Here is a 23,966-nt window from a genome sequence, read left to right as displayed (position 1 = left end):
ATGTCTAGAATCTTCGTTGGTAAATGCCATAGTCTCCTCTTTATAAAAATCTACAGCCATTAAATTAAAGACGCAGGAACAATTCCCATATTCCCTGCATTTTCCGCATTTATCACAAACTCCATAGCCATCTTGAGATTTCCTTCGAACCCTGCTTTCCCAAGGTTCTTATGGTAAATTCTTTCTTTGTATTCATGTTTCATATAAACCAGGAAATCTTTTTCTTCGTCACACCATTTACAGTCAGTCATTCCTCATAATGATTCCACCCCTCGAGATATTTTTTACTACAGAGTGGTACAAAAAGAATAACTTCATAAACGCCACCCCTTTTATAGTAAGTTGATATGTATAACATAAGAAGATTTTATATAGCGGAATTTATTTATTATATTTTGTCCTAAAGTAAGTACTTTTCCCCTTTAAAGGATTTGCCCCCTGAACCCGGTGATGTCAATCGTTTAATGGCCTCAGTACTTCCTTCTTCATCCAATTTTTTCACCTAAGTTTTACTTGTGAGGAATTTATAATACCGTAGGTATCCGCAATAGCTTGTTACTACCTTCACCGACAGCTGAATGATTGTCAAGGTATAAAAAACAGGCTGCGAAATGTATCGCAGCTACTTGTACTCTATATTAAATGGAAAAAGGTTCAAGTTCGAAATATTTTTGCACTCTGCCAGAACTTTATCCAGTCTTCTTCTGACATGTGTTTTGAAGCGGGTCCCATCGTCTGTCCGCCTATTTCAAGGGGATCCACTTTCAATTCCTGAAAATTTTTTAGCAGTGAAACGGTGCCCTCTTCCATATAGCCCTCGAGCCCGTCGACTAATTCGTGCATGCTGGCCTGCCTGTCCAAGTCTTTGTTGCCTCGGTATTCATTTCTGGCTAATGTACTATCGTGCTCATAGAAAAACACCCTCCTAAGAATCATATTGTATAAATACGATTCAGGGGGTGTTTTATCCTTGTCTCATTTATCTGGATCTCTCCAAATCATTAGTCGCTTTGTTTATATATTAGAAATCATGCATTCAAATTTTAGGCAGTGTTTTAATTATTGTTATTCCACACAACTTTATTATCTTCGATTACTGTTACCGTACCACGCTGATTATTAAACTCATTTAATCGCTTGGCAATGTCTAAACAATCTTGGTTACTAGTTTCAATTGCTTCACCAATTTCACTGATTACTGCTGGATGGATTGTAACCAGTTCAACAGTAAGTCTGTTATTAGAAGTAGTTAGTTTGATTTCTGCAATACAGCTTTGGCGGTTTTCTGGGAGCTTAGGAGGGAATTTAATGGTACAGGAAGACATATCCAGCCCTACTCCTGAGTATTCGTAATGAGAAATGTAGTTTCCAAGACTGTAAAGCACAGGCACTTCTTTTTCATCTTTCCCTTTGAATGCTTCCATTCCATATGGAGCATGTGCATGGTGTCCAAGTATAATATCGACACCAGCATTGGCTGCACGCTGCGCAATGATTGGTTGATATTCGGCAATCACACCTTGATATGGAACACACCACTGAGGCGGTACACCCCAATGAAGAGCTAATATAACGAGATCTGCTTCCCTATTTGCCTCCTCAATCACTTTTTCAAGTAATTCTAGATCTTCCTCAAACGGTACTGATTTAATATACGGAGCTGTTCCAGGCTGCTCCAAATCAAGACTTGGTCCTAATTCATAGAAAGATGTAACCCTTACACCCGCTATACCTGGACGATTGTGCATGGCCTGGAATCCTGGTGACAGCGTAGTGGCCCAAGATAGGAATGCAATTCTATGTTCGCCCGCTTGAAAATATACAGGTTTGATGGCTTCTTCTAGATTCCGGCCTCCTCCAGCATAGCTTACGCCAATCCGATCCAGTTCTTCTTGTGTTTGAAAAAGTCCCTCTGGGCCCCAGTCCATTGTGTGATTATTAGCAATCGAAACGGCTGTAAGATTCAACTCTTTCAGCCATTCCCCTGCTTCTATTGGCTGTTGCAATCGAAATTGCTTATCAGCGGGAGCACCCGGTGTATGCATGATTGGCGACTCCAGATTTCCAATTCGAATATCCGCAGCATCCCATACACCTCTGAATAATTCCTTTCCAACTTTCTGCGATAGAGTAATATCACCTACAGCAGCAATAGTGATTGATGACATATGGACAACCCCCAATATTTATTATAGAAAAATGGCCCCTAAATGAGCGGGCGTTTATATCCTCCATTGGCTATTTGGAATGTATCGGCGATACGATAAATGGTTGCTTCATCATGGTGACGCCCGATGAACTGAAGACCTACAGGTAAATTTTCAGATGACGTAAGGCCGGCGGAAACCGTTAATGCAGGATTACCCGCAATGTTAAACGGAATGGTTCGCTGGAGATAATCATATGTTGTATCTTCAAATGATGGATCACGTTCCGTTGCAGGACTTGGTGAGGTTGGGCATACAAGTACATCGAAACGATCGAATAGACTGTCGATTTTTTCAGCAAACTTTCTTTTCTTAGCAAGTGCTTCTACATAACTTACAGCTGGTATCTTGAATCCTTCTGCCAAAACGATCTTGGTTCCTTCTGCGTAATCGACTGCACGTTCTGGATACCACTTCTTATGATGGAAGGATCCTTCTGACATCAATATTGGAAGAGCGATTTCGCCTATGTTTGCAATTTCAGGTATTTCGATGTCCACGACTTCAGCACCTAATTCAGCAAGCTGATTAATCCCAGCATTCACCAATTCTCTTGCCCCTGGATGAATGGCTGTTGAGTCGATCAATGAACGGATGACACCTACTTTCATACCTTTAATCGAACCGGTAAAAATAGAATTGAAATTTACTGGAATAGAAGAAATACTTTCCAACACAATCGCATTGTCACGAACGGTTCTCGTTAGCGGTCCAATATGATCCAATGAATGGGATAAATGGAATAACCCCTCACGCGAAACTCTATCATAGGTTGGCTTTAATCCGACAATCCCACAAAATGAGGATGGCAGGCGGATGGAGCCTCCTGTATCGGTTCCAATGGATGCAAATCCAATCCCGGCGGCAACGGAAGATGCCGAACCTGTACTTGAGCCTCCGGAAGTTCTATTGACATCCCAGGGGTTATTACACTGGCCATAATTAGGATGAACAGAACCATATGCGAACTCAAGCATATTGTTTTTACCAAAAATAATCGCACCAGAAGATTGTAGCGCTGTAAAAAGGTAGGCATCCTCATCTGGAACATAGTTTTGTAGAATCCTTGATCCTAATGTCGTTTTGATTCCCTTAGTGTTGAAGATATCCTTAATCGATACAGGCACACCATACAATTTGCCTACTGTTTCTCCTTTAAGAAATACAGCTTCCGCTTCTTGAGCTTTCAGGAGGGCCTCTTCCGCCATCACTGTAATAAAAGCATTTAACTTTGGTTCGAGCTCATCCAAACGCTCTAAAGTTGCTTTAGTTACTTCAACCGGTGATACCTCCTTACGGCGATACAACGTTCCAATTTCATCGATTGTTTTAAATAGTAAATCTTTTGCACTTTTTATTGCCATTTCGGTTTCTCCTCCATTTGCTAGGCTGGTCTGGATGAGCCTTAAATGCGTCATTTTTTATTCACAAAAGGAGTGTCAGCAAGCTCCTGACACTCCCAGCAGCAGACACTCTTAAGATAGTAATTCCCGGGCTTGTTGAAGGGCCCAAATGACACGGTTTTGGCCGCGAGTTAAATGAGTTTTTAAAACCTTATACTCATGAGTTCCTTCTTGTACCTGTTTAAAGTTTAAGGCCGGTGCAATGTCTGGCAGGGCTGGAACATTAAGAGCAGGATCATGCCAGAATTTCCCACGCTTTGTGAAGTTGATTGGAACTAGGGTTCTTGCTAATTTTTCAATAATTTCATTTGCTTGTTTCACTTGAGGGTTACTGATTTCCAAACCTTTTAATGCGTTTGCTTTTTCATAGAATGCTAGTAAATCTTCGCGAAGTGCGGAAACCTCATTTATTGCTAGAGTAAAATCAAAATTCGAGCCTGCTGCATCCTGGTAGGATTTAATCGTATTGTCAAACTCTTCCGCTGTCTTCACAAAATTAAATGGATGAACAACGCTATTGGCTGCACGAAGCACCCCGGTAATATAGACTTTAATGTCCTTTACAAGGATATCTAAGTCAGCTACATGCATTAAATCTTCTTCTGTGTGCCATTCAATGTTTGCTCCACAGCCGCCTACAGGATAGTAGCCTTTTTCTTTTAGAAGCTCCTCTGGAATGCTGGAAGAAAGCATAAAGAAGGAAGTAATACCAATGTTGTTAAAAGAATAATCACCTGCACGAAGTGGTCTTGATCCTTTTGAAGGAAGATTGACAGCATCCGTAATTACATCTGTACAGAATTCATCGACTTCGCTCATCCACATCATATACTCATAAGAAGTCGCCCAGCGGCAGCCTGGAGAGTCACAGTTCACCTGTGCAATACAATTTTTATCCAGATCTAATCCGAATTCGTCAACAAACCAGCTAGAACCAGCATATCTTCCCGTTGAATGACCTGTCCAAACAGCAATTCGCACACTTCTTTTTAATTTGTCACGATTCTTATAGAAGATGCGAGCCATTTCAAGTAATGCTGCATTACCGGTAGCATTATCACCGATTCCTTCATGCCAAGAGTCTAAATGCCCGTGCAAGAGAACGTATTTTTCTGGTTCTTCTGTTCCTTCTATAAAAATATCGATAACCGGACATTCCATCCAGCCTTTTTCTAGGAATGTCTTGAATTCAATCGTTACGCTTTCTTTTTCAATTAATTCTTTTAACTCATCGCCATCGTTTTTATTGATCGCAAGGACCGGGATGGTTGGTTCGTTATTCATGTTTTCTAAATCTGGTGCTCCCCAGATTGGTGTACATATGCCCTCGTGAATGTTTTTGCCAGGGTTGATGAAAATCATCGCATATACTCCCTTTTCGGCAAATTCTCTTACCTTTCCTGGCATCGCATACCCTTCAGTTAGGACGATTTTTCCTTGTAAATCTCCTAAATCGCCATCTACTGCCGTTCCGAAAATATCATTAATGCCTTTTGCATATCCTGTAGATATGTAAACAAGCTCGCCACTGACTGAATCATCACCGGTTGCAATTGAAAAAGAAGGTGTTTTAACTCGAATTTCTTTTTCAAAGGGAGCCGTTACTTTTAGATAAGCCTTTTTTGGAACGCTTAAATATAATTCAGGGTGATGGACCTTATGAGGTACACCCCATTCTTGTAAATAATTCGTTAAGAAGTCAGCTGCAATTCTTTCATCTTCACTACCGGATTCACGAATTAACGTGCAGAATCTTTCCAGGACGGCTTTTGGAACCTCCATACTAATTTCATCAAGTAAGCTTTTCTCTAGAGCAATATTTGTAAGAGTTGACATTGATTTTATCCCCTTTCTTGGATACATGGTTTCATATACTATTAATGCAAGTATTGTGCCAAGTTACCAAATTACAAAAGTTGTAGAAATAAAGAACTCACCTGTGACCAAGGCTGCCTATTTAGGGTCTAATAGGCTAAAAAAGGCTGTCCTATTCGGACAGCCTTTTCATAACTTTTTCGTTTTCATTTATGATTCTTTCCATTTGTTGGATAATACTCATACCCATTTGGGTTAATTTGCTACCCTGGCCTTTTGTTCCAGATTGAATAAATCCCCGATCCCTCAACGTTTCCATTCTGCGCCGAACTTGTTGATCCGTTAAGAGGACTCCTTTTTCCTTAGCATACGAAACGATTTTCCCTCTGCCTATGCTCTTCCGCTCCTGCATGGCTTCAAGTAAACTACATAGTATTGTATGAAAGTCTACCAAATCTCCTTCTTTATTCAACTGCAATAAGGTATCATCTATTATAACAGTTGGTCCTGTCCGGTGAAATTGTTCCGGTAAATCAAGAAAAGTGATAACGTTATTTTCCATCACCGTAATCATGTATTGTACAACACTTGCCAACTCTCTTACGTTACCAGGCCAATTATAATTAACTAACTCATTCAAGACATCATCCGATATAGCGGGAATAGTGGGACAAAACTCTTCAAAAAAATGAGTGATTAATTCCGGAATATCCTCTTTTCGATCCCGAAGAGGAGGTATGCGCAGCGGCAAAACAAATAACCGATAATAGAGATCCTCGCGAAAGCTTCCTTCTTCCACCATCTTTTTTAGGTCCTTATTTGTTGCGGCAATCACACGGACATTGACTGGGATAATACTTCTCCCCCCAACCCGCATCACTTGTTTCTCTTGTAAAACGCGTAAGAGCAGAGTTTGCAGGTTTTTAGGAGCGTCCCCTATTTCATCAAGGAAGATGGTACCATTATGTGCTAATTCAAAAAGTCCTTGTTTACCACCTTTTACTCCGCCAGTAAATGTCCCTTCTTCATATCCAAAAAGTTCACTTTCCGCTAATGATTCAGGTAGCCCGGCAAAATTCACGGGAATAAATGGGCCGTTACGACGGGATGATAGTTGATGAATAGAATGGGCAAACAATTCCTTTCCAGTTCCATTTTCCCCTAATATTAATACGGTCCGGTCTGTTTTAGCCAGCTTGTTGATAATATGCAAGATATCCTTCATTCGCTGACTTTTACCAATGATATCTGATATCGAATACCTTGAAGAAAACCCCTTTTTTTGTATCTTCTTTCTGATTTCCTGCTCCAAAGCCTGAATCCGTGTTACATCCTGAAAAGCTGTGACGTCTCCACTATTTTTTTGATCTACTACAATGGAACTATTATTGATAATTAATTTTCTTTCGTTAAAGGATATAACATGGTTTTTTTGCGATAAATCATCATTTATGTAGGAATCCAGCTTCAATTTTGGAAGTATTTCTGAAACTTTCTTTCCAATGATCTCATTCTCTGAATGATGCATACCGAGCATTGATTTTGCTGATCTGTTTATTTTTATAATCTTCTTTTCGGCATCTGTCGCAAGAATTCCATCATGTACAGTGTTTAAAATGGCATCTAATTGATGATTGAGATGGGCAACCTCTTTAAAGGAATGGGAAAGGTTTCTGCTTAACTTTATGATTTCTTGAATGTATCTGGCTGACTGAATATTGGCTCGATCGATATTAATGTTTAACTTAAGTGAAAGTTCAATGAGGGTTGAAAAATCTAATGGGCGCAACCCGATATCGATCATTCTTTTTATCCCTTTTGGAACCATTTCAAGTGCCTCAGGAATAATGGCGACCTCTACTTTTTGATAGGTTTTGATTCCAGGGTAATAGGGATAGAACTTTAATTCAAAACCGAAGTTTTCCAAAATTTCGATCGTTTCAGAGGCAGTGGAGGCTAAGTTATTGACTACAAGGCATTCAGTTCCTGCCGGCAAAGAGATTAATTCTTCTAATCTTGCAATATTTATCGTCCTTCTAGCAATTAAGACTTTTTCTTCGGGGTACTGGTCGTCTTGAAGCTCTTTATTAGAGAGCAATATGATATCAACGTTTTCATAATCTTGACATTGCTCGCTTGATAAAATGGTCACTTTTCCATTAAAAAAGGCGGAAATTTGATTAAAAAACAATTTATATGTACGATTATCCTTCGTGACCGCTAAAATCTTAGGCAACCTATTCTCCCCCTAATTCAACCTATCTTAAAGGATATTTTAAAGTTTTTTGATTTTTTAGTCAATGAGGACTATTCAAAAAAAATAAAAACAGCCAAGCGGCTGTTTTTACTCTTACAATTTTTTCAACTTATCTTTATTACTATTTTTCCAAAATGCTTTCTCTCTTCCAACTCTTGCTGTGCCTCAGCAATTTCCTCGAAAGGATATACTTTATGAATAGTTGGATGTAATTTTCCGTTCCAAATCAGGTTCGTCACCTGCAAAAAATCTTCCCAATTCCCCATCGGTGCGCCTAGTATTTGACGGTGACGCTGATAAATTTCTCTTATGCTTAAATCAGGCGAATCACCAGCTGTTGCTCCTGAAAGGACCAGTTTCCCGCCCATCTCTAGGCATCGCAAGCTTTTCCTTATGGTAGGGGCCCCTACCGCATCAAAAGCGGCACTGACCCCATGTCCATTGGTCCAATCCATTACTTCTGCTTCCCAATCACCATTTGAATCAAACACCGCAACAGCGCCTTTTTGACGTGCTTTTTGACGTTTCTCTTCCGTACTGGCAATTCCGATTACAGTGGCGCCTGCTGCTGCGGCAATCTCGACCTGGGCCGATCCCAGACCTCCAGATGCCCCAACTACAAGGACCATGTCTGATGGTTTTACCTGGGCAACCGTCATAACGGCTCTCCATGCAGTAGTGTAAACAACTGGAGCAGCTGCAGCTACCTCAGATGGAATGTGAGCAGGTACAGGTATAATATTGCGTGCAGGGGCCACTACATATTCAGCCAAACCGCCCCAAAAATGTTCCCCCAATATTTGATAGTCATGGCACATACTTGGTTCTCCACGTCGGCAAAAGCGGCATTCATTACAACCGATAGCAGGATTGATGATAACTCTTTCTCCTATTGCAGGTCCGCCTTTCTGTCCAGGGAGCCCTTGCCCATAATATTCAACGGTTCCGACAATATCTACACCCGATATATGTGGTAATGTGATTTCTGGGACACCAGGTCCTTTTAAGCCCTCTCTTGCAAAAATGTCAAGGTGATTTAATGCAGTTGCCTCAACTTTAAGCAATACCTCTCCAGGCCCCGGCACGGGAGTCTCGATTGATTCATACTTTAGTACTTCCGGTCCGCCATGTTCCCTAATGACAACAGCTTTCATGGTATCAGGAACATGGTTAGGTTTTATGGTATTAATTGAATCGTTTTTTAACATGGTATCCCCTCCATCCACCTTATCCATTTCTCTCATTTAAAGTGGAGGCTTCTTGTAGCCGCCTGTAGATTGTTGGAAGGCATCACCTACACGATAAATGGTATCTTCATCAAAGTATCGCCCAATGATTTGCAGCCCCACCGGCAGATTTTCTGAACCAGTATTTCCTGCTGACAGAGATAGAGCTGGATGTCCACTCATATTAAATGGAATCGTGCTCTGAGAAATATCGATATTTCCATCCTCAAAGGAAGGGTCCTTTTCAGTAGCTGGATATGGGACCGTTGGACAAATCAGCACATCCACCTGTTTTAATACTTGATCAACTTCTTCTGTGAACTCCTTTTTCTTCCCTAACGCTTCCAAATAGCTTACTGCTGTAACCTTATAGCCTTCTCTTAGGTTGGCATAGGTGTTTGGTGAATAATCTTTTTCCCTCGAATCAAACCATTTTTGATGATACGTCGAAGCTTCCGCAAGGACAATAGGCATGGCAGCTTCTTCGATTGATTCAATTCCTGGAATCTCTACATCGTAAAGCTGAGCCCCTAATTCCTTGAGTTGCTGAATGGCAGATAACATTAACGCAGATACTTCCGGATTCATAATAGAATCGGTTAATGATCGGATGACGCCCACTTTTATCCCGCGAATCTCTCCCCAGGAATCGAAAATAAAACGGCGGGAAGAAATGTGCTCCAGAACAGTTGCATTATCTCGAACAGTCCTAGTTAGCGGGCCGATATGGTCTAAAGAATGAGATAAAGGGAACAATCCTTGTCGTGAAACCGTTTCATAGGTTGGCTTCAGCCCAACAATACCGCAAAAGGAAGATGGAACGCGGATGGAGCCTCCTGTATCCGTTCCGATTGAGGCATATCCAATCCCTACGGCAACTGACGCGCCTGACCCAGTACTAGATCCACCAGCTGTACGGCTTACATTCCACGGATTATTGCATTGACCATAATCTGGGTGTACGGACCCGTAGGCAAATTCAAGCATATTATTTTTCCCAATGATGATGGCACCATTATCCTGTAATGCACGATAAACAAAAGCATCTTCTTCTGGAACAAAGTCCTTCATAATTCTTGATCCAAGTGAAGTACGAATCCCTTTTGTCATAAAAATATCCTTCAATGATACAGGTATCCCAAATAACTTACTGGCCTTTTCCCCTTTTACGAAAACCACTTCAGCTTTTCTTGCTTTCGCCAAAGCTTGCTCACCAAGGACCGTAACAAATGCATTTAGCCTTGGCTCCACTTCCTGTAAGCGATCTAATGTTGCTTCCGTAATCTCGACCGGAGATACCTCTTTTTTCCTATATAATGTACTGATTTCTTCAATTGACTTATAAAGTAATTGCTTCGTATCTGTTGAAGGCAATGCAAGTTCCTCCTTTTTATCCTGCTATTGTGTTTCCAGACTCCGATGCTTGGACATCTTTAAAAAATGGTTGTAATGCTTGTTTTGACACCGGCTTGGTTAGTAAGCTGACAAACACCATTCCTAATAGACTTACCGGTACACTGATATAAACAGGATCCAATCCAAATGGGTTGCCAAGTGATAACCAAAGTACAGCGCTGCCTATTCCACCAACCATGGAAGTAATCGCACCAGCTTTTGTTGCCCGTTTCCAGTACAACCCTAACAAAATAGAGACTGCGAAGGATGAACCAATCAGGGCAGCTGCATTAATCCAAATCTGCTGAATTAATGGCAGCGGGTTTAACGCAAACGGTATTGGTAAAATCCCCATAATCAATACCACAATTCTGGTAATCTTTAATTGTTGTTTGTCGCTTAATTTTTTCTTCATTACATTTTTCATAATATCATGTGAGATTGAACTTCCAAGCATCAACAAAACGGCACTTACAGTAGACTGAATCGCTGCTAAAATCGCTGCTAAAAGCAATCCACCCAATACTGGAGGCAATAGATCCATGGCGATTGTAGAGCTGGCTAAATCAGGTGAAGTTAAATTAGGATATAGAACTCTTGCACTAACCCCAAGGATGGCGATAGAAACCGCTACAATTGCCTGAAAAATAAAAGATATACCTACTGCACGGCGGATCGTTTTATTATCTTTTATGGAATAAAAACGAACAGCAATAATAGGATATCCGATCATCATGATAAAGAATGACAGAGCGACCGCAGTTAAAGCCGATGAAGGCATCCCCGTGGCAACAAGATTCGGATCAATCGAAGATAATGTTTCATTTAATTTACTAAAGCCCCCTGCCTTTGATACTGCAAAAGGCACCGCAATCGCAAATCCTAGAGCAAAGACAATCATTTGGAGCACGTCTGTATAAGCAATGGCAAATAACCCGCCCATTACAGTGTAAGCAATAAAGATAAATGCAATAATTAATACACCCCATGTAATAGGGATATCGAAAACCACATTTAATAAATACGATCCCCCAACTAATTCAGCTACTACTGTCATCCCGTAACAAACTAATAGAATAAGAACAGAAATCACTCGGATGGCATTACTTTCATAGCGGGTTCCTAATAGGTCGGGAATGGTTAAGGCCTTATTAGAATTAAAGAATGCTTTCATTTTAGGCGCAATAAAGATGGCCATGATGACCCATGAAGCCCAAATCGCTGGCCAAATCCAAGCAAAATTATAGCCTACTTGATAGTGGAAGCCCACCGTTCCAATGGCTGTACCGGCACTCATCTGAGTGGCTGCAAGCGTCATACCTCCAACCCAGACCCCTAATTTCCCGCCAGCAGCTAAGAAATCCATTTCATTTTGGATGCGAGATTTCATGTAATATCCAATCCCAATAACAGCGAGCATATATGCGACAAGAACAGCGATAGCCATTATTTTTTCTCCTCCTTTTTAGTGATCGCTTCGGTGACAACAAAATAGGTGATAATGAAGACACCCATTGTGATCCAAATAAACCAATTAGATGCCGATAACCCCAAAAATGTACCCATTCTTCTCCAACCCCTTTTTGTAATTGTTTCTATATTCCGAAAAATCAGGATAAACTCCTGCTATTCCGTGACGAATTCTTTTGTTCCACAGAAATTTTTAGCAAGAACCGTTAAGATTTTTGTCGTTTGGATTAAATCCTCAATTTCCATGAACTCATCATACCCATGGAGATTATTGTTGTTGGTACCAGGGCCATAATTAATACCTGGAATTCCATTTTGAATAAACCAGCGTGTATCTGATTGCCCTAACATTCCTACGACAGGAAGTGAGGTTCCTGAAACCTCTTGAATAGCCGATTGCAATTCCTCAATTAGAGGTGAATTCGCTTCAGTTACGGTTGGATTGGTTTGAAAATCCGGCACTCGCTCTACCTGGATGTTCATCTCTGGATCTTCCATCTGAAGCCTTTCGATCATAGTAGATACCCGATTATAAATATCATCAAGGGTTTGTTCTGGTATCACCCGAAAGTCCACCTCAATCTCACAGGTCCCAGGGACAACATTCACCTTGGTTCCCCCATTGATAATTCCAATATTGACGGTTGTATAACTCATTCCCTCAACTTCTGAAGGTTCATTTTTTAATTGTTCTTGCAGGTTAGTTAATTCTAGAATGACTTTTGCCATTTTTTCAACGGCATTTATTCCCTTCCATTTGAAGGCTGCATGAGCAGGACGGCCTGTTGATTTAATTCTTAACTGAAGAACTCCAGCCATAGCGCGAACGATATGATTGCTGTAGCCTTCCACAACCACCATATCACCTGTAACTAATCCTTGACCAGTGACATAACCTGCTCCTAGAACACCGCCAGTTTCTTCATCACAAGTAGCTGCGATCACAATATCACCGTAAAAAGGAATTCCGGACTTCTTTAACGCCACAGCAGCCATAATATAAGCGGTTAATCGACCTTTGGAGTCTGTTGCACCTCTTCCATATACCTTACCATTAGCAATGGCTCCTGAAAATGGCGGGTGGGTCCATTGTTCCAAGTCTCCTGCTGGAACCGTATCAATATGAGAGTTAAAAATTAAATTTTTCCCTCCTCCATTCCCTTTCATGACTGCAATAACATTTTTCCGAGGTGTTGGCAGATTTAATTTCCTCGTCACTTCCTCAGGCACATTGACTACTTTTACCTCAAATCCTAACGATAATAGTTCCTTTTCTAGAAAGTTACAAATTTCCTCATAGTTTCCTGGTGGATTTTCACTAGGAATTTGAATCATTTTTTGCAATAGAGTTACGATTTCATTACTCATCGAATCTACTACTTTTTCAATTGCTACATTCATGGTTGCACCCCTTTCTCTTTACAACCATATTAATGCAAGTTCTGTGCCAATCTTTTAACAAGGTTTTTAATATTATATATTAAAGTTTCGATAGGAATTAGGTTCATTTAGGTGAAGATACACGACCTACCTTTTAACCTAAACGAACTTAAATTTGTTTCAAATGACAATTAAAAAAGGGGAAGGAATAAATCCCCCCTTAAACATTTACTTCACATCCTCAAAGAATGGCTGAAGCGCTTCTTTTGGCACAGGTTTCGTTACTAGGCTAACAACAATAAATGAGACGAAACTGACCATGACTCCAGGTATAACCTCATTAATCCCCAACGGATTACCTGCTAAATACCAGAACAATGCTGTGAAGAAGCCGCCAATCATCGAAACAATTGCTCCCGCAGCTGTACCTCTCTTCCAGTTAAGGCCAAGAATCACCGTTGCAAAGAAAAAGCTCGCTGTTAAGGATGCCTGGAGAACGACTATGAATTGAACAATGTCCAACTGTCTTAAGGCCAAGAAAATAGGGATAATTCCTAGTACTAGTACCGCAATTCGGTTTACCTTCATTTTTTCACTGTCACTGGCGTTAGGCTTGATCATCGTGGCATAGAAATCATGTGAAAACGCGGAAGCAGATACCATCATAATGCCGGAAACTGTACTCATTATCGCTGAGAGGATTGCTAAAATAATCAAGGACCCCACAACTGGCGGAAGTATATTAATGGCCATGATGGTAGAAGCAATATCAGGTGTAGGCATATATGGGAAGAGTGCTCGAATGGCCATGCCTGCTGCTGCTACAGAAATACCAACAACAGCTTGGAAAATAAATGAAAAGCCGATTGCTAATTTTACGGTCTTCCTATCTCTTAATGTATACATTCTTGCTAACTCATATGGCGCTGCTGCCATTGCAAACCCAAAGGCTGCACCAAAACCAAGCAACTCCTTAAAACCGAAATGCCAGCTTAACATATTAGGACTAAATTCGGCTAAAAAATTCCCGACAAATTCTGTTCCACCTGCTTGATTAAAGAGCAATGGAAGGGCAGCAAAAAAGCAGCCGGCCATAATAATCGCCTGAACGAAATCACTATAAGCTGTAGCTCTCATTCCGCCAATCATCGTATAAAGTAAAGTGATCCCAACGGTTATGATCGCTCCCCAGATGAACGGAATTCCGAATAGTGTTTGGAAAATATTCCCTCCCGCTTGGTACTGTGCAGTTAGGTAAACGGTATAGGCTACTAATATTAAAAGGGCTGATATTCCCCGAGCCGCTTTACTATTAAATCTAGTACCTACGTAGTCAGGTACCGTTAACCCTTTAAAAGATTGAAACTTAGGGCCGACTAGGGTAGCCGCAATTAACCAGCCGAACCAAAGTCCAGCCCAAATCCAAAGGAAGCTCCCGCCCGTTAAGTAATGAATACCAAGTGTTCCTACAAATGTACCTGCACTCATTTGTGTAGCTGCAAATGCTGCACCACCGACTAATGGCCCAATGGATCTTCCTGCTACCAAGAAATCCTCTGTTCCTTTGTTCTTTGTTCCCGACCATATTCCGATACCAAGAATGACGGCAAAATATAAAACCAACACCACATAAAACGTCGTACTTACTTCAAACATTCACGATCCCCTCCTTTTAGTTATTTTTCACTTTTAACAGCCCAAAGGAAATATCCAGCAATCCAAACAACGGTATAGAGGACAAAAAAAGTAAAGGGAGCACCTAGATTAAACATTTACTACTTCACCACCCTTACTTTTTCTTTCACTAATGATCCAAGCCAAAATAATTCCCAAGATGACAGCCAATCCGAAAAAGGTATATAGATTTGAAGTTGTAAATAAGCCTGCAGGCGAAGAACCTGTTTCAAGATTTACGTAACTTGGAATGTTCATCATATCCTCTTTGACCATCCCCGAATCTCCAGAATCAATAATGGGGAATGATTCATGCAGATATTTCCCGTTTGGGAGATTGACATTTAATGAGACTACATTACCATTTCCAGCTGTATTAACAGCCGGTACGACAAATGGAATTTTCTCATTTCTCGTATCTGAAAATTGATAACTTACTGTATACGTAAATTCTCCTTTACTGCCTTCAGGTAGAGATACTAGTACTCTATTAACAGAATTTCCTTCATTTAACTCATAGGTAAGCTCTTGATCCTCTCCATTAATCACTAAATCTTCAAAATGCGCACCCCCGATTTTGGTTACGATATGCTCTAATATTCCCTTAGGGATTGCTTCGGAGTTGGAGATCGTTATTTTTTCCGTTACTTTGATAACATCTTCATACATAACTTTAAGGTTGGCGCTTTTTAAAACCGGCGTTGCTTCTTCTGCCGAAACGGTATTAATTGAAAGCAGCATCACGCCAAATAGCAACATGATTATTCTTTTCATTTCACTTTCCCCCTTCATTTCGCTTTTGATGGTTTCAAGCATCCTAGTATCTTTTCTTGACACCAAATTCTGTCAGTTATGAATAATCTGAAAACTAATTCTAAAAAAATTAAATACTAATTTCTTTCTCTGATTCTATGACTTGATGATTTTCAAGCTCACAGTAACTGAACATAATTCGAATCAGACAAGCAATAAAACTAACAATCCAGATTATTTGGAAACTCCCGTACGAATCATAGAGCATACCAAATACATATCCAGAAATTGCTGATCCTAATTGACCAACCGTGTTCATGATACTAATAAGCGATCCCGCGCTACTAATATGCACCATTTCAGTCGCGAGAGTCAGCATCGGGGCTAAAGACCATGAAATAGCGATGCCAATTACAAAAGCTGTACAATATATCCCCGTGTCGTTTAGGAATATCAACCATAAACAACATCCTGCCGCTAAGATAGAACCGATGATGAGAGTTGATTTTCTTTGCCCTACTATATCAGAAAGTTTACCTGAAAGAGGGGCTCCAATGATTTGAGCGATCATCATAATCGCCATGATCAGACCGGTCTCTTGCTTCGTATATCCCATAGCCGCTTCCAAATAGGTGGGCATCCAAGCCAGAAATCCATAAAGTCCAAATAAGCCAAAAAAGGAAATTCCCAAAAGACGTTTGATTTTTTTATCTTTAAACAAATTCAAGAAAACCCTAGACTGGACTTCTTTCTTTCCCTGTATTTCTGATGTATTTTTACTCTTTGGCACCTTTAGGAATAGCAGCAATGTTGGCAAAAGGAGAATAGATAACATAAGAAATAATCTGTTCCATTCTACATAGATTGATAGAATCGGAAAAACAGTTAAAGTTAATAACGATCCAGCAGCTGCGGCACCTTCTAGTATGCCAATGCTTAATCCCCGTTTTTCTCTAGGGCTATGGATTGAAATTAGTTTTATCGCTGGAGAAAAAATCATGGCTGCTGAAGCCCCCATAATAAACCTTAAAATAAGGGCCAGATAAAGTGAATGCGTCATTGAAAAGATCATCGATGAAATCATCATTAGAGACAATCCTAGCACGATTAACGATATAGGTGAATATCGGTCTGCAAGAGTTCCTGCAGGAATTTGGAAAATGGCGTATCCAAGCAAAAAGGAAGATAAAAGCCCTCCTACTTCAGTAAATCCTACATGATACATATCTTTTAGATCTACCAAAAAAGGAACGACTTCCATTCGATGAGATAGAGCTAAAAAATGAATAAAACTGACGAAACAGACCATGAACCATTGAAATTTATTCAAGGTACTACTCCTCCATAATCTCGTCGAAAATATCTTCCATCCCGAATCCAATACCCTTAGGTATATCCATCACTCCCTTAATCTCTACCACTCCAAAAGGGTCGTTCTTTAAATAATAAGGACCAACCATTTCATGCGAGTAGTTCCCAGGTAAAATAGTGGAAAGATGGAGACTTGCATAGGTTCCAAGCAGCGTATCCCATGGACTGATTAACACACATTGAAGACCTATTGCTTCTGAAAATTGCGCGATTTGAACAGCTGGTGTGATACCGCCGCATTTGATTAGCTTAATACCTATCAGGTCGATGGCTTCCTTTTTTGCAAGCTCATACACATCCTTTAACGTATGGGCACTCTCGTCGGCCATGATGGGAATAGATGTTGCACTTCTAATTTGTCTTAACCCATCATGGTCCCATCCGGGGACTGGTTGTTCAATGTAATCAATCTTATATGGTTCGATTTCTTTAATCTCCTGGACGGCCGTTTTCACTTTATATCCCTGATTTGCATCAATTCTTAAATGAATAGCTGGACCTATTGCCTGTCGAATTTGAGAAATGGCTTCGATATCTTTTCGAAAGTCTGTGCCAATTTTAATTTTCAGCGTATCAAAACCAGCTTCCGCCATTTCTTTTGCAGCTCTTGCCATTTCCTCCGGGAATTCATCCCCTAATACGTAGGCCACTCTGACAGGCTGTTTCCTTTCACCACCTAAAAGCTCATATACGGGAGTTTTCAACCTTTTTCCTTGAACATCCCATAAAGCCATATCAATAGCCGACTTTGCACCAGTTGCATTCCCGAGAATGATTCCCATTGAATGATGTATTTCTCTTACCGAATAAACCGGTTTTCCAATAATGGCAGGGCCGAGTTTTTTTTCCACTATCGCCTTCATTGTTTCAACAGTCTCTCCAGTGAAAAAAGGTAATTCGGATGCTTCCCCAAGACCTGTCAATCCTGTGTTGGTGGTGATTCGAACAATAAGATGGGATTGATATGGAGGCATTTTCCCATATGTCATTTTAAAAGGGACATTAAAGGGTGTTCGTACGATCTTTGCCTCTACCTTTGTAATGTACAAAAAGCTCCCTCCTTCCTTAGAAATGGAAAATGTAAAATCATGATCTTTTATTTTGGTGCATTAGGTTGTTTTAGGGTTGATTAGACTTTTTAACAATAACCTTTTTCTTGAATAAGGGTATTCCATTATTGGACGATTTTGTTTTTCTTCACAAGCAAGCCTTTAGAAGAAGTAACAGTCCCTGCTGAAATCTTCGGCGGTGTAAGATAGGCAAGCTTGGAGTGTGATAGCCCTGCTCCAACCAATGCTTCCGCCATCTTTAATGAGGTTTTGCCAGGATTGATAACAGGCACACCTAGTGCTTTAGACATTTCTTCTGCAACATTGAGGAAGCCCATTGACATACAGCCTAATACCAACGTATCTGCCCGGTCTTCCTGAATCGCTTTTTTCCCCTCTTCAATTAGCTTTTGGATCGTTCTTTCACGGTCGTTGGCAAGTTCGAGAACAGGTGTATTTATGGCACGCACGGATGCTAGCTTCTTACCAACCCCTGCTTTTTCCACTAGGTAATGCAGTGGATTTATAATGCTATTTGTAACTGTTATGATTGAAAATCGGTAACCACACATTGCTGCTGCCATTACACCCGCTTCGCCAGGTCCCACTACCACCATTTTTCCCGTTACTTCTCTAACTGCGTCCAAACCTGGGTCTCCATAACAACCTAAAATGGCGGCATCATACCCTTTTTTCTCCATCTCCAACATAAGATCTACAGTATTTGATATACTTAGGTATTCCTCATAAAGAGATTCAATGGACGCGGGGCCTTCATCTACATCGACGATATCAACATTTGTACCAGGCGCTGCATAGGAGCGCAGGATTTCTAATCTTCTCTCCATTTCTTGACGTCCTGGTTCCGTCCTACTTATCGGTCCTGGCAGTACATAAACTATTTTCATAATCATTCCTCCTTTATTCGTTTTCGTTAGTAATACTTGCAAGTTCTATGCCAGTTTTAGGAGATCAAGTTCGATTGGCATAAAAATTGCATTTTAATTTAATGAACAGTAGAAATACAAAGGTTGTGAAGCACATGGAACAAGAATTCAATTTCTATATCAAGGAAAAAACAAGCCAATTCTGGAAGGCTACTATTGCACTAAGTTTCGGTTCTTTCCTCGTATTTTCAAATTTACATTTTACACAGCCGTTACTTCCGTTAATATCCAGAGAATTTGAAGTTTCTCCTGCAATGGCAAGTTTAACCGTTTCGCTTGTAACATTGTCATTGAGTTTGTTTTTATTATTTGCCGGACCTTTTTCTGACCATATCGGCCGAAAAAACTTAATGTCTTTCGGGCTTTTGTCATCATCTTTATTTTCCCTTGCGATCTTTTTTGTTTCGGACTTCTGGGTCCTTCTAATTTTACGAACACTCCAAGGAGTCACATTAGCTTGTTTGCCGGCTATTGCTTATGCCTACATTGCAGAAGAATTTGAAAAAAGAGCTATAGGAGTTGCAATCGGTCTTTATATTAGCGGAAACACCATTGGGGGAATGGGCGGGAGAATCATCGGTGGATTCACGTCTGATTTATGGGGATGGCGATACGCCTATCTAACAATGGGGTTGATAGGTATTTTCTGTTTTCTGTTATTTGTTTTTTATTTACCTAAATCAAAACATTTTTCCCCCAATTCATTGGAGCTTAAGCAGGTTATAGGGCATTTTATTATCCATCTAAAGAATCGCGAACTAAGATCAGCGTATTATATTGCTGGAATCATCTTTTTTATTTTCATGGGGTTGTTTAATTATTTATCCTACCATCTACACGGGGCACCGTATCATTTATCTTCCAGCTTAATCGGTCTATTATTTCTATCCTACCTTGCTGGAACATTTAGCTCGACATTTTCCGGGAAACTGGATGCCATTATGAGTATTCCTAATCGGATGTGTGCAGGTCTCCTCATTATGTTAGTCGGTGTTTTGCTAACGCTTTTTAGTTCGCTTTTAATGATTTTAATCGGTCTTATCATTGTCTGTTTTGGTTTTTTCTTCGTACATGCAGCTGCAACAAACTGGGTAAGTATCCTGGCGAAAGAGGCAAAAGGAAGCGCCTCCTCTCTCTACTTATTTTTCTATTATGCAGGAGGCAGCTTGGGGAGTTATGTCTTAGGGTTTGTTTGGGAGTATTTTGGGTGGTATGCAATTGTAACGGTAACCATCTTGTTACTATTGGCGGGTTTAAAAATAACCCTTGGAATGGTCGTCGTACAAAAGAATGAAAAGGTAAAAATGACTTTGTAAAAAGGGAGAAATGGATCGATCATTCTCCCTTTTTTATATCATTATTTAGTTATTTATTTGCTCAACAGAGAGGTTAACGGTCCGAATTGCTTCTAATAGGGTATAGTTTACTTTATTGAGATTACGTTTTAATTCGGTTAGAACTAAATGATATTGATGACTTCCTACCTCTAAGTCTGCTAATTTCTCACAATTCGCTAGTAACGGGATTGGAGGCTGCTTTAATGCTGTATCATGGTTGAATATGTCCCCTTTTACATAATTAAGGGGAACTAAAATATTGGAAAGTTGTTTTAATGTTTTGTTAGCATGAGTAACTTGTGGGTCAGTAAGTGTCGCTAGCAAACTGCCAAACTGTGTTAAGTTATTTTTCAATTCCTCAATTCGGTTATTTGTAATACTAAAATTCAAGCGGCCATTTGTTTTGCTTTGATAGTCCTTTATGCATGTTTCCAATTCTTCGACTGCTGCCAATTGGTTAATAGGCAAAATCTCAGTAGTACATGCTTCATACGCGATAGATAAATATATTTTGCAATCACGGGCAAGATTTTCTGGAGAAATCTTGTCAAGTGTATCTTCTGTTGTATGCCACCACCAGCCAAATCCGCCGGCTTTTCCTGCTCCAAATAATTGAGAAAACGCTTCTGATGCTGGATTATTGGACTGAGGCTGTTCAGATAACCCCATAAAAAGCGACGGAACACCAGGGCCCCAGAAGGATTGATCCCCTGCTCTGCCAAATCGTGATCCTTCAAACTCATCTCCTGTTAGTTCCTTAATAGACCGTTTAGCAAGATCCCTAGTCTCAGCCATACAATTAGCCTCTGTTAATATCGTGGCTCCTTTGCCGCCAACTGAATCAATATTAATATGAAGAACACAATTTTCGTGAAGGTCTTCCCAATGTTCATCACAATACAAAGCAGAACCTGCATAACGGCCATGCGAGTGGCCAGACCAGAAGGCAAGCTTTAAGCTGCGACGAAGATTGTCTTTATTTAGGGCAAGTATTCGTGCAACTTCCAACATCGTTGCATTTGCTGTTCCATTATCCATTACCCCATAATGCCATGAATCAATATGGCCGCTAAATAATACAAAATGATCATCCTCGTCATTACCTGGAATCTCAGCAGTTAAAGTTGGAATTTTTATCCATCTAGTATCAACCTTAGTTTTTAGCCATCCTTGACAATTAGTGTGATTTTTTACAGTGCTTTTCATCTTTTGTCCATCATGAAAATTGACCGATACAACCGGAATCTTTGGCAAATTGTCATAAGTATGAGGTGTTGGGTTTCCCCATACCGGTGAAACGATCATTTCATGCGTATATTCAGCATTTATAAAGATAATTGCTTTTGCTCCTGCTTGCTGAGCCTGAAGTACCGCCCCTGGAATAGCGAGACCATCTAGCAGGACTATTTTTCCGCTAACTGGATTTTTTTGATAGTCTACACTTACTGACTTACCTGAATACACAATTTCCCCTGCTAACCCTGTTTCATCCGTAGAAACGGCCATTGAATGAGTAATGGCAGGAAAGCTTTGACCGTTAACCTTTAGCTCCGTTTTTCCTGGAAGACTAATGTAAGCATCATTAAATGTTAACTCTGTTGTTAAGCCAAATTCTTCAAGCTTTGATTTTGCGTAATAAAAGGCACGGAGCTCTTCCACGGTTCCTGATAGACGAATTTCTGAAGCAACGTTTTGAGTATATTCCATTAATAGATCCTGATTTACTTCCTCAAGCATTTGGCTTTTAATAGATTCTAAATCGACCTTCATCAAAAATCCCCCTAATGGTTAATTTGCTAACTCCTTGATCAACAAAGCTACTAATGCACTTCTTTTCGGCATTTGAGAAATAATGATATGTTCATTAAGAGCATGTGCCCCGTCACCAACTGCACCTAAACCATCCAGGGTTGGAGCAAACGGTGCAGAAAAGTTCCCGTCACTTCCTCCACCTGTTTCTTTCTCTTCCAATTTAAAACCCAGATTTTCCTGGGCCACTTTCTTTGCCATGTTAAAAAGTGAAATAACTTGATCTGTTCGTTCAAATGGAGGTCGATTTATACCGCCGGCTACACTAACTTCAACACCAGTGGTACTTGGCTTGAGATTTTTGATGATCGGTATGATCCGGTCAAATTCTGCTTTCGTTTTTACACGTAAATCGATATCTGCTTCCGCTTCTGCTGCAATTACATTCACGGTTGTTCCACCTTTGATTTTGCCTACATTGACGGTGGTTCCTTTGCTATAATCAGTTAATTCATGTAAATAAGTTACTTGTTTGCTTAATTCAAGAATAGCGCTTATTCCTTTTTCAGGTTCCACTCCGGCATGAGCTGCTCTACCTTTAATATTAAGTTTGAATATTCCTACACCTTTTCTAGCAGTCTTTAATGCGCCTTGCCTCGATATTGCAGGTTCTAATACCAACACGTATTTACTTTTTTTTGCTTCTTCTTCTATCAGTTTTTGAGAGGATGGGCTTCCCAACTCTTCATCAGATGTACATAGAAAAACGACCTTTTTGTTTAATTGTGCATTTGTTTCTTTTAGTGCCCACAGTGCATATAACCCCTGGACAATACCGCCTTTCATATCAAAAACTCCTGGTTCATAGGCAATATCTCCTTCAGTTTTAAAAGGAATTTTTTCTAGAATATCCCCTTTCCGCCAAACTGTATCATAGTGTGCCAGGAGCAGAATTTGTTCGTCGCCATGTCCAAATTCCCCTCTGACATGATTACCAAAAAGCTCATTTTGAATAATGGATGATTTCCCAGAAGTTAATTCTTCAAATAATTCAGCAATGAAAATCGCCAGTTCATCAGCTAATTCTTTATCACGAGTGGGTGATTCTTTTTCTACTATTTGTTTTAATGACTCAAGCATCTCTGCTTGATTTTCCTTTAGAATTTCGACGAGCTCGTTCATAGTAGCCCCCTTTTCTGATTCTAATTATTGAGAAGATCGTGAACCAACTTCCCATTCATAGCTCTGCTTAAAGATTTCCAAAATCAAAGAAGACTCTATCGATTCAATACCATCGATTGGGCTAATGCCATTCTTCATAACCCGATAAAGTTCCTCGTTCGAGGACGAAATTACTTCCACATATAAGTCATAGACACCCGTTGCTGCTGCTACAAAACGAATCTCTGGGATCGCAACTAGTTTTTCTATAACATGGTCTAATTTCTGGTGACGCACCTTCATTCCAAAGATGGTCACACTAGGACTTCCTGTCTTAAATGGATTCACTACACCTACAATTTTAAGAATTTGGTTTTCTATCATTCTTTGAACTCTGTTTCTCACGGTCCCGACCGTAATACCTAATTCCTCTGAAATGTCAGTATAGGAAGTTCTACCATCCGTTTGTAACCTTTTAATGATGTCGAAATCTAGTTCATCCAAATTCAGTTGGGCTTCTTCAACCTTTTTAATGAAACTCAGCCTCCTTTGAAAATTCAAAATTTTCATTTAACTACATAATAAATTATAAATTTTTCAATATCAATTATTATTTTTTCATTATTTTCAAAAAAATCAACTCCAAGATATAGAGCCGATTTACTACTTCCGAATGTTTTAAGGGGTATCTTCATTTGGTTTCATTGACCATTTTAATTGTTGTACCACCTATATCAACACCAACTAACCATTTTTCTTCCATAACTATTCA

19 protein-coding genes are annotated in these 23,966 nt (G+C 40.0%); 1 reads left to right on the top strand and 18 read right to left on the bottom strand.

Going from position 1 to position 23,966, the window contains the following annotated elements; genetic code table 11:
* Positions 1–59: 59 nt before the first annotated feature.
* The 15 genes from BANA01_RS20115 to BANA01_RS20045 all read right to left on the bottom strand — a co-directional run bounded on the left by BANA01_RS20115 (position 60) and on the right by BANA01_RS20045 (position 18,908).
* Entirely contained in the window at positions 60–251 is a 192-nt protein-coding gene (locus BANA01_RS20115; RefSeq protein ID WP_063254421.1) for a hypothetical protein, read from the bottom strand.
* A gap of 403 nt (positions 252–654) precedes the next feature.
* On the bottom strand, positions 655–921 hold the full coding sequence (locus BANA01_RS20110) for a Ger(x)C family spore germination C-terminal domain-containing protein (protein ID WP_063254420.1): 267 nt from the start codon (positions 919–921) through the stop codon (positions 655–657).
* A 134-nt stretch (positions 922–1,055) separates the two neighbouring features.
* Positions 1,056–2,168: a CapA family protein gene (locus BANA01_RS20105; RefSeq protein WP_063254419.1), complete on the bottom strand. Its 1,113-nt coding sequence runs from the start codon at positions 2,166–2,168 to the stop codon at positions 1,056–1,058.
* Positions 2,169–2,206: 38 nt separating this feature from the next.
* The gene (locus BANA01_RS20100) at positions 2,207–3,571 is read right to left on the bottom strand and encodes an Asp-tRNA(Asn)/Glu-tRNA(Gln) amidotransferase GatCAB subunit A (protein ID WP_063254418.1); all 1,365 of its coding nucleotides are present in this window, start codon (positions 3,569–3,571) and stop codon (positions 2,207–2,209) included.
* A gap of 111 nt (positions 3,572–3,682) precedes the next feature.
* Complete coding sequence (locus BANA01_RS20095) at positions 3,683–5,446, bottom strand: M28 family peptidase (RefSeq protein ID WP_063254417.1); 1,764 nt, start codon at positions 5,444–5,446, stop codon at positions 3,683–3,685.
* A 151-nt stretch (positions 5,447–5,597) separates the two neighbouring features.
* On the bottom strand, positions 5,598–7,661 hold the full coding sequence (locus BANA01_RS20090; RefSeq protein ID WP_063254416.1) for a sigma-54 interaction domain-containing protein: 2,064 nt from the start codon (positions 7,659–7,661) through the stop codon (positions 5,598–5,600).
* Between the two features lie 125 nt (positions 7,662–7,786).
* On the bottom strand, positions 7,787–8,890 hold the full coding sequence (locus BANA01_RS20085) for a zinc-binding dehydrogenase (protein ID WP_063254415.1): 1,104 nt from the start codon (positions 8,888–8,890) through the stop codon (positions 7,787–7,789).
* A 36-nt stretch (positions 8,891–8,926) separates the two neighbouring features.
* Positions 8,927–10,282: an amidase gene (locus BANA01_RS20080; protein ID WP_063254414.1), complete on the bottom strand. Its 1,356-nt coding sequence runs from the start codon at positions 10,280–10,282 to the stop codon at positions 8,927–8,929.
* Between the two features lie 16 nt (positions 10,283–10,298).
* On the bottom strand, positions 10,299–11,750 hold the full coding sequence (locus BANA01_RS20075; RefSeq protein ID WP_063254413.1) for a sodium:solute symporter family protein: 1,452 nt from the start codon (positions 11,748–11,750) through the stop codon (positions 10,299–10,301).
* Between the two features lie 179 nt (positions 11,751–11,929).
* Positions 11,930–13,174, bottom strand: a complete 1,245-nt coding sequence (locus tag BANA01_RS20070; protein WP_063254412.1) for a M20 family metallopeptidase — start codon at positions 13,172–13,174, stop codon at positions 11,930–11,932.
* Positions 13,175–13,381: 207 nt separating this feature from the next.
* Entirely contained in the window at positions 13,382–14,809 is a 1,428-nt protein-coding gene (locus tag BANA01_RS20065) for a sodium:solute symporter family protein (protein WP_063254411.1), read from the bottom strand.
* Positions 14,810–14,917: 108 nt separating this feature from the next.
* Complete coding sequence (locus BANA01_RS20060; protein ID WP_063254410.1) at positions 14,918–15,601, bottom strand: hypothetical protein; 684 nt, start codon at positions 15,599–15,601, stop codon at positions 14,918–14,920.
* Between the two features lie 109 nt (positions 15,602–15,710).
* Positions 15,711–16,910 (bottom strand): MFS transporter, encoded by a 1,200-nt coding sequence (locus tag BANA01_RS20055; protein ID WP_063254409.1) that lies wholly within the window; start codon positions 16,908–16,910, stop codon positions 15,711–15,713.
* Between the two features lie 4 nt (positions 16,911–16,914).
* Positions 16,915–18,000, bottom strand: coding sequence for a mandelate racemase/muconate lactonizing enzyme family protein (locus BANA01_RS20050; RefSeq protein WP_063254408.1), 1,086 nt, complete (start codon positions 17,998–18,000; stop codon positions 16,915–16,917).
* Between the two features lie 125 nt (positions 18,001–18,125).
* Positions 18,126–18,908 (bottom strand): aspartate/glutamate racemase family protein, encoded by a 783-nt coding sequence (locus tag BANA01_RS20045; RefSeq protein ID WP_063254407.1) that lies wholly within the window; start codon positions 18,906–18,908, stop codon positions 18,126–18,128.
* 134 nt (positions 18,909–19,042) lie between these two features.
* On the opposite strand from BANA01_RS20045, the gene BANA01_RS20040 reads away from it, so the two are divergent.
* Positions 19,043–20,263: an MFS transporter gene (locus BANA01_RS20040; protein ID WP_063254406.1), complete on the top strand. Its 1,221-nt coding sequence runs from the start codon at positions 19,043–19,045 to the stop codon at positions 20,261–20,263.
* A 45-nt stretch (positions 20,264–20,308) separates the two neighbouring features.
* Here the strand turns inward: BANA01_RS20040 and BANA01_RS20035 are convergent, their stop codons facing one another.
* Genes BANA01_RS20035 through BANA01_RS20025 form a run of 3 tightly spaced genes read right to left on the bottom strand, consistent with a single transcriptional unit; the run spans position 20,309 to position 23,764 of the window.
* Complete coding sequence (locus tag BANA01_RS20035; RefSeq protein WP_063254405.1) at positions 20,309–22,054, bottom strand: M28 family metallopeptidase; 1,746 nt, start codon at positions 22,052–22,054, stop codon at positions 20,309–20,311.
* Positions 22,055–22,072: 18 nt separating this feature from the next.
* Positions 22,073–23,215 (bottom strand): M20 family metallopeptidase, encoded by a 1,143-nt coding sequence (locus BANA01_RS20030; protein WP_063254404.1) that lies wholly within the window; start codon positions 23,213–23,215, stop codon positions 22,073–22,075.
* A gap of 24 nt (positions 23,216–23,239) precedes the next feature.
* Positions 23,240–23,764, bottom strand: coding sequence for an Lrp/AsnC family transcriptional regulator (locus BANA01_RS20025; RefSeq protein WP_063254403.1), 525 nt, complete (start codon positions 23,762–23,764; stop codon positions 23,240–23,242).
* Between the last annotated feature and the right edge of the window lie 202 nt (positions 23,765–23,966).

Origin of the sequence: Neobacillus niacini NBRC 15566 (genome assembly GCF_001591505.1) — a bacterium.
In the GTDB taxonomy this organism is placed as follows: Bacteria; Bacillota; Bacilli; order Bacillales; family Cytobacillaceae; genus Neobacillus; species Neobacillus niacini.
This window is presented reverse-complemented; position numbering and strand designations above follow the sequence as displayed.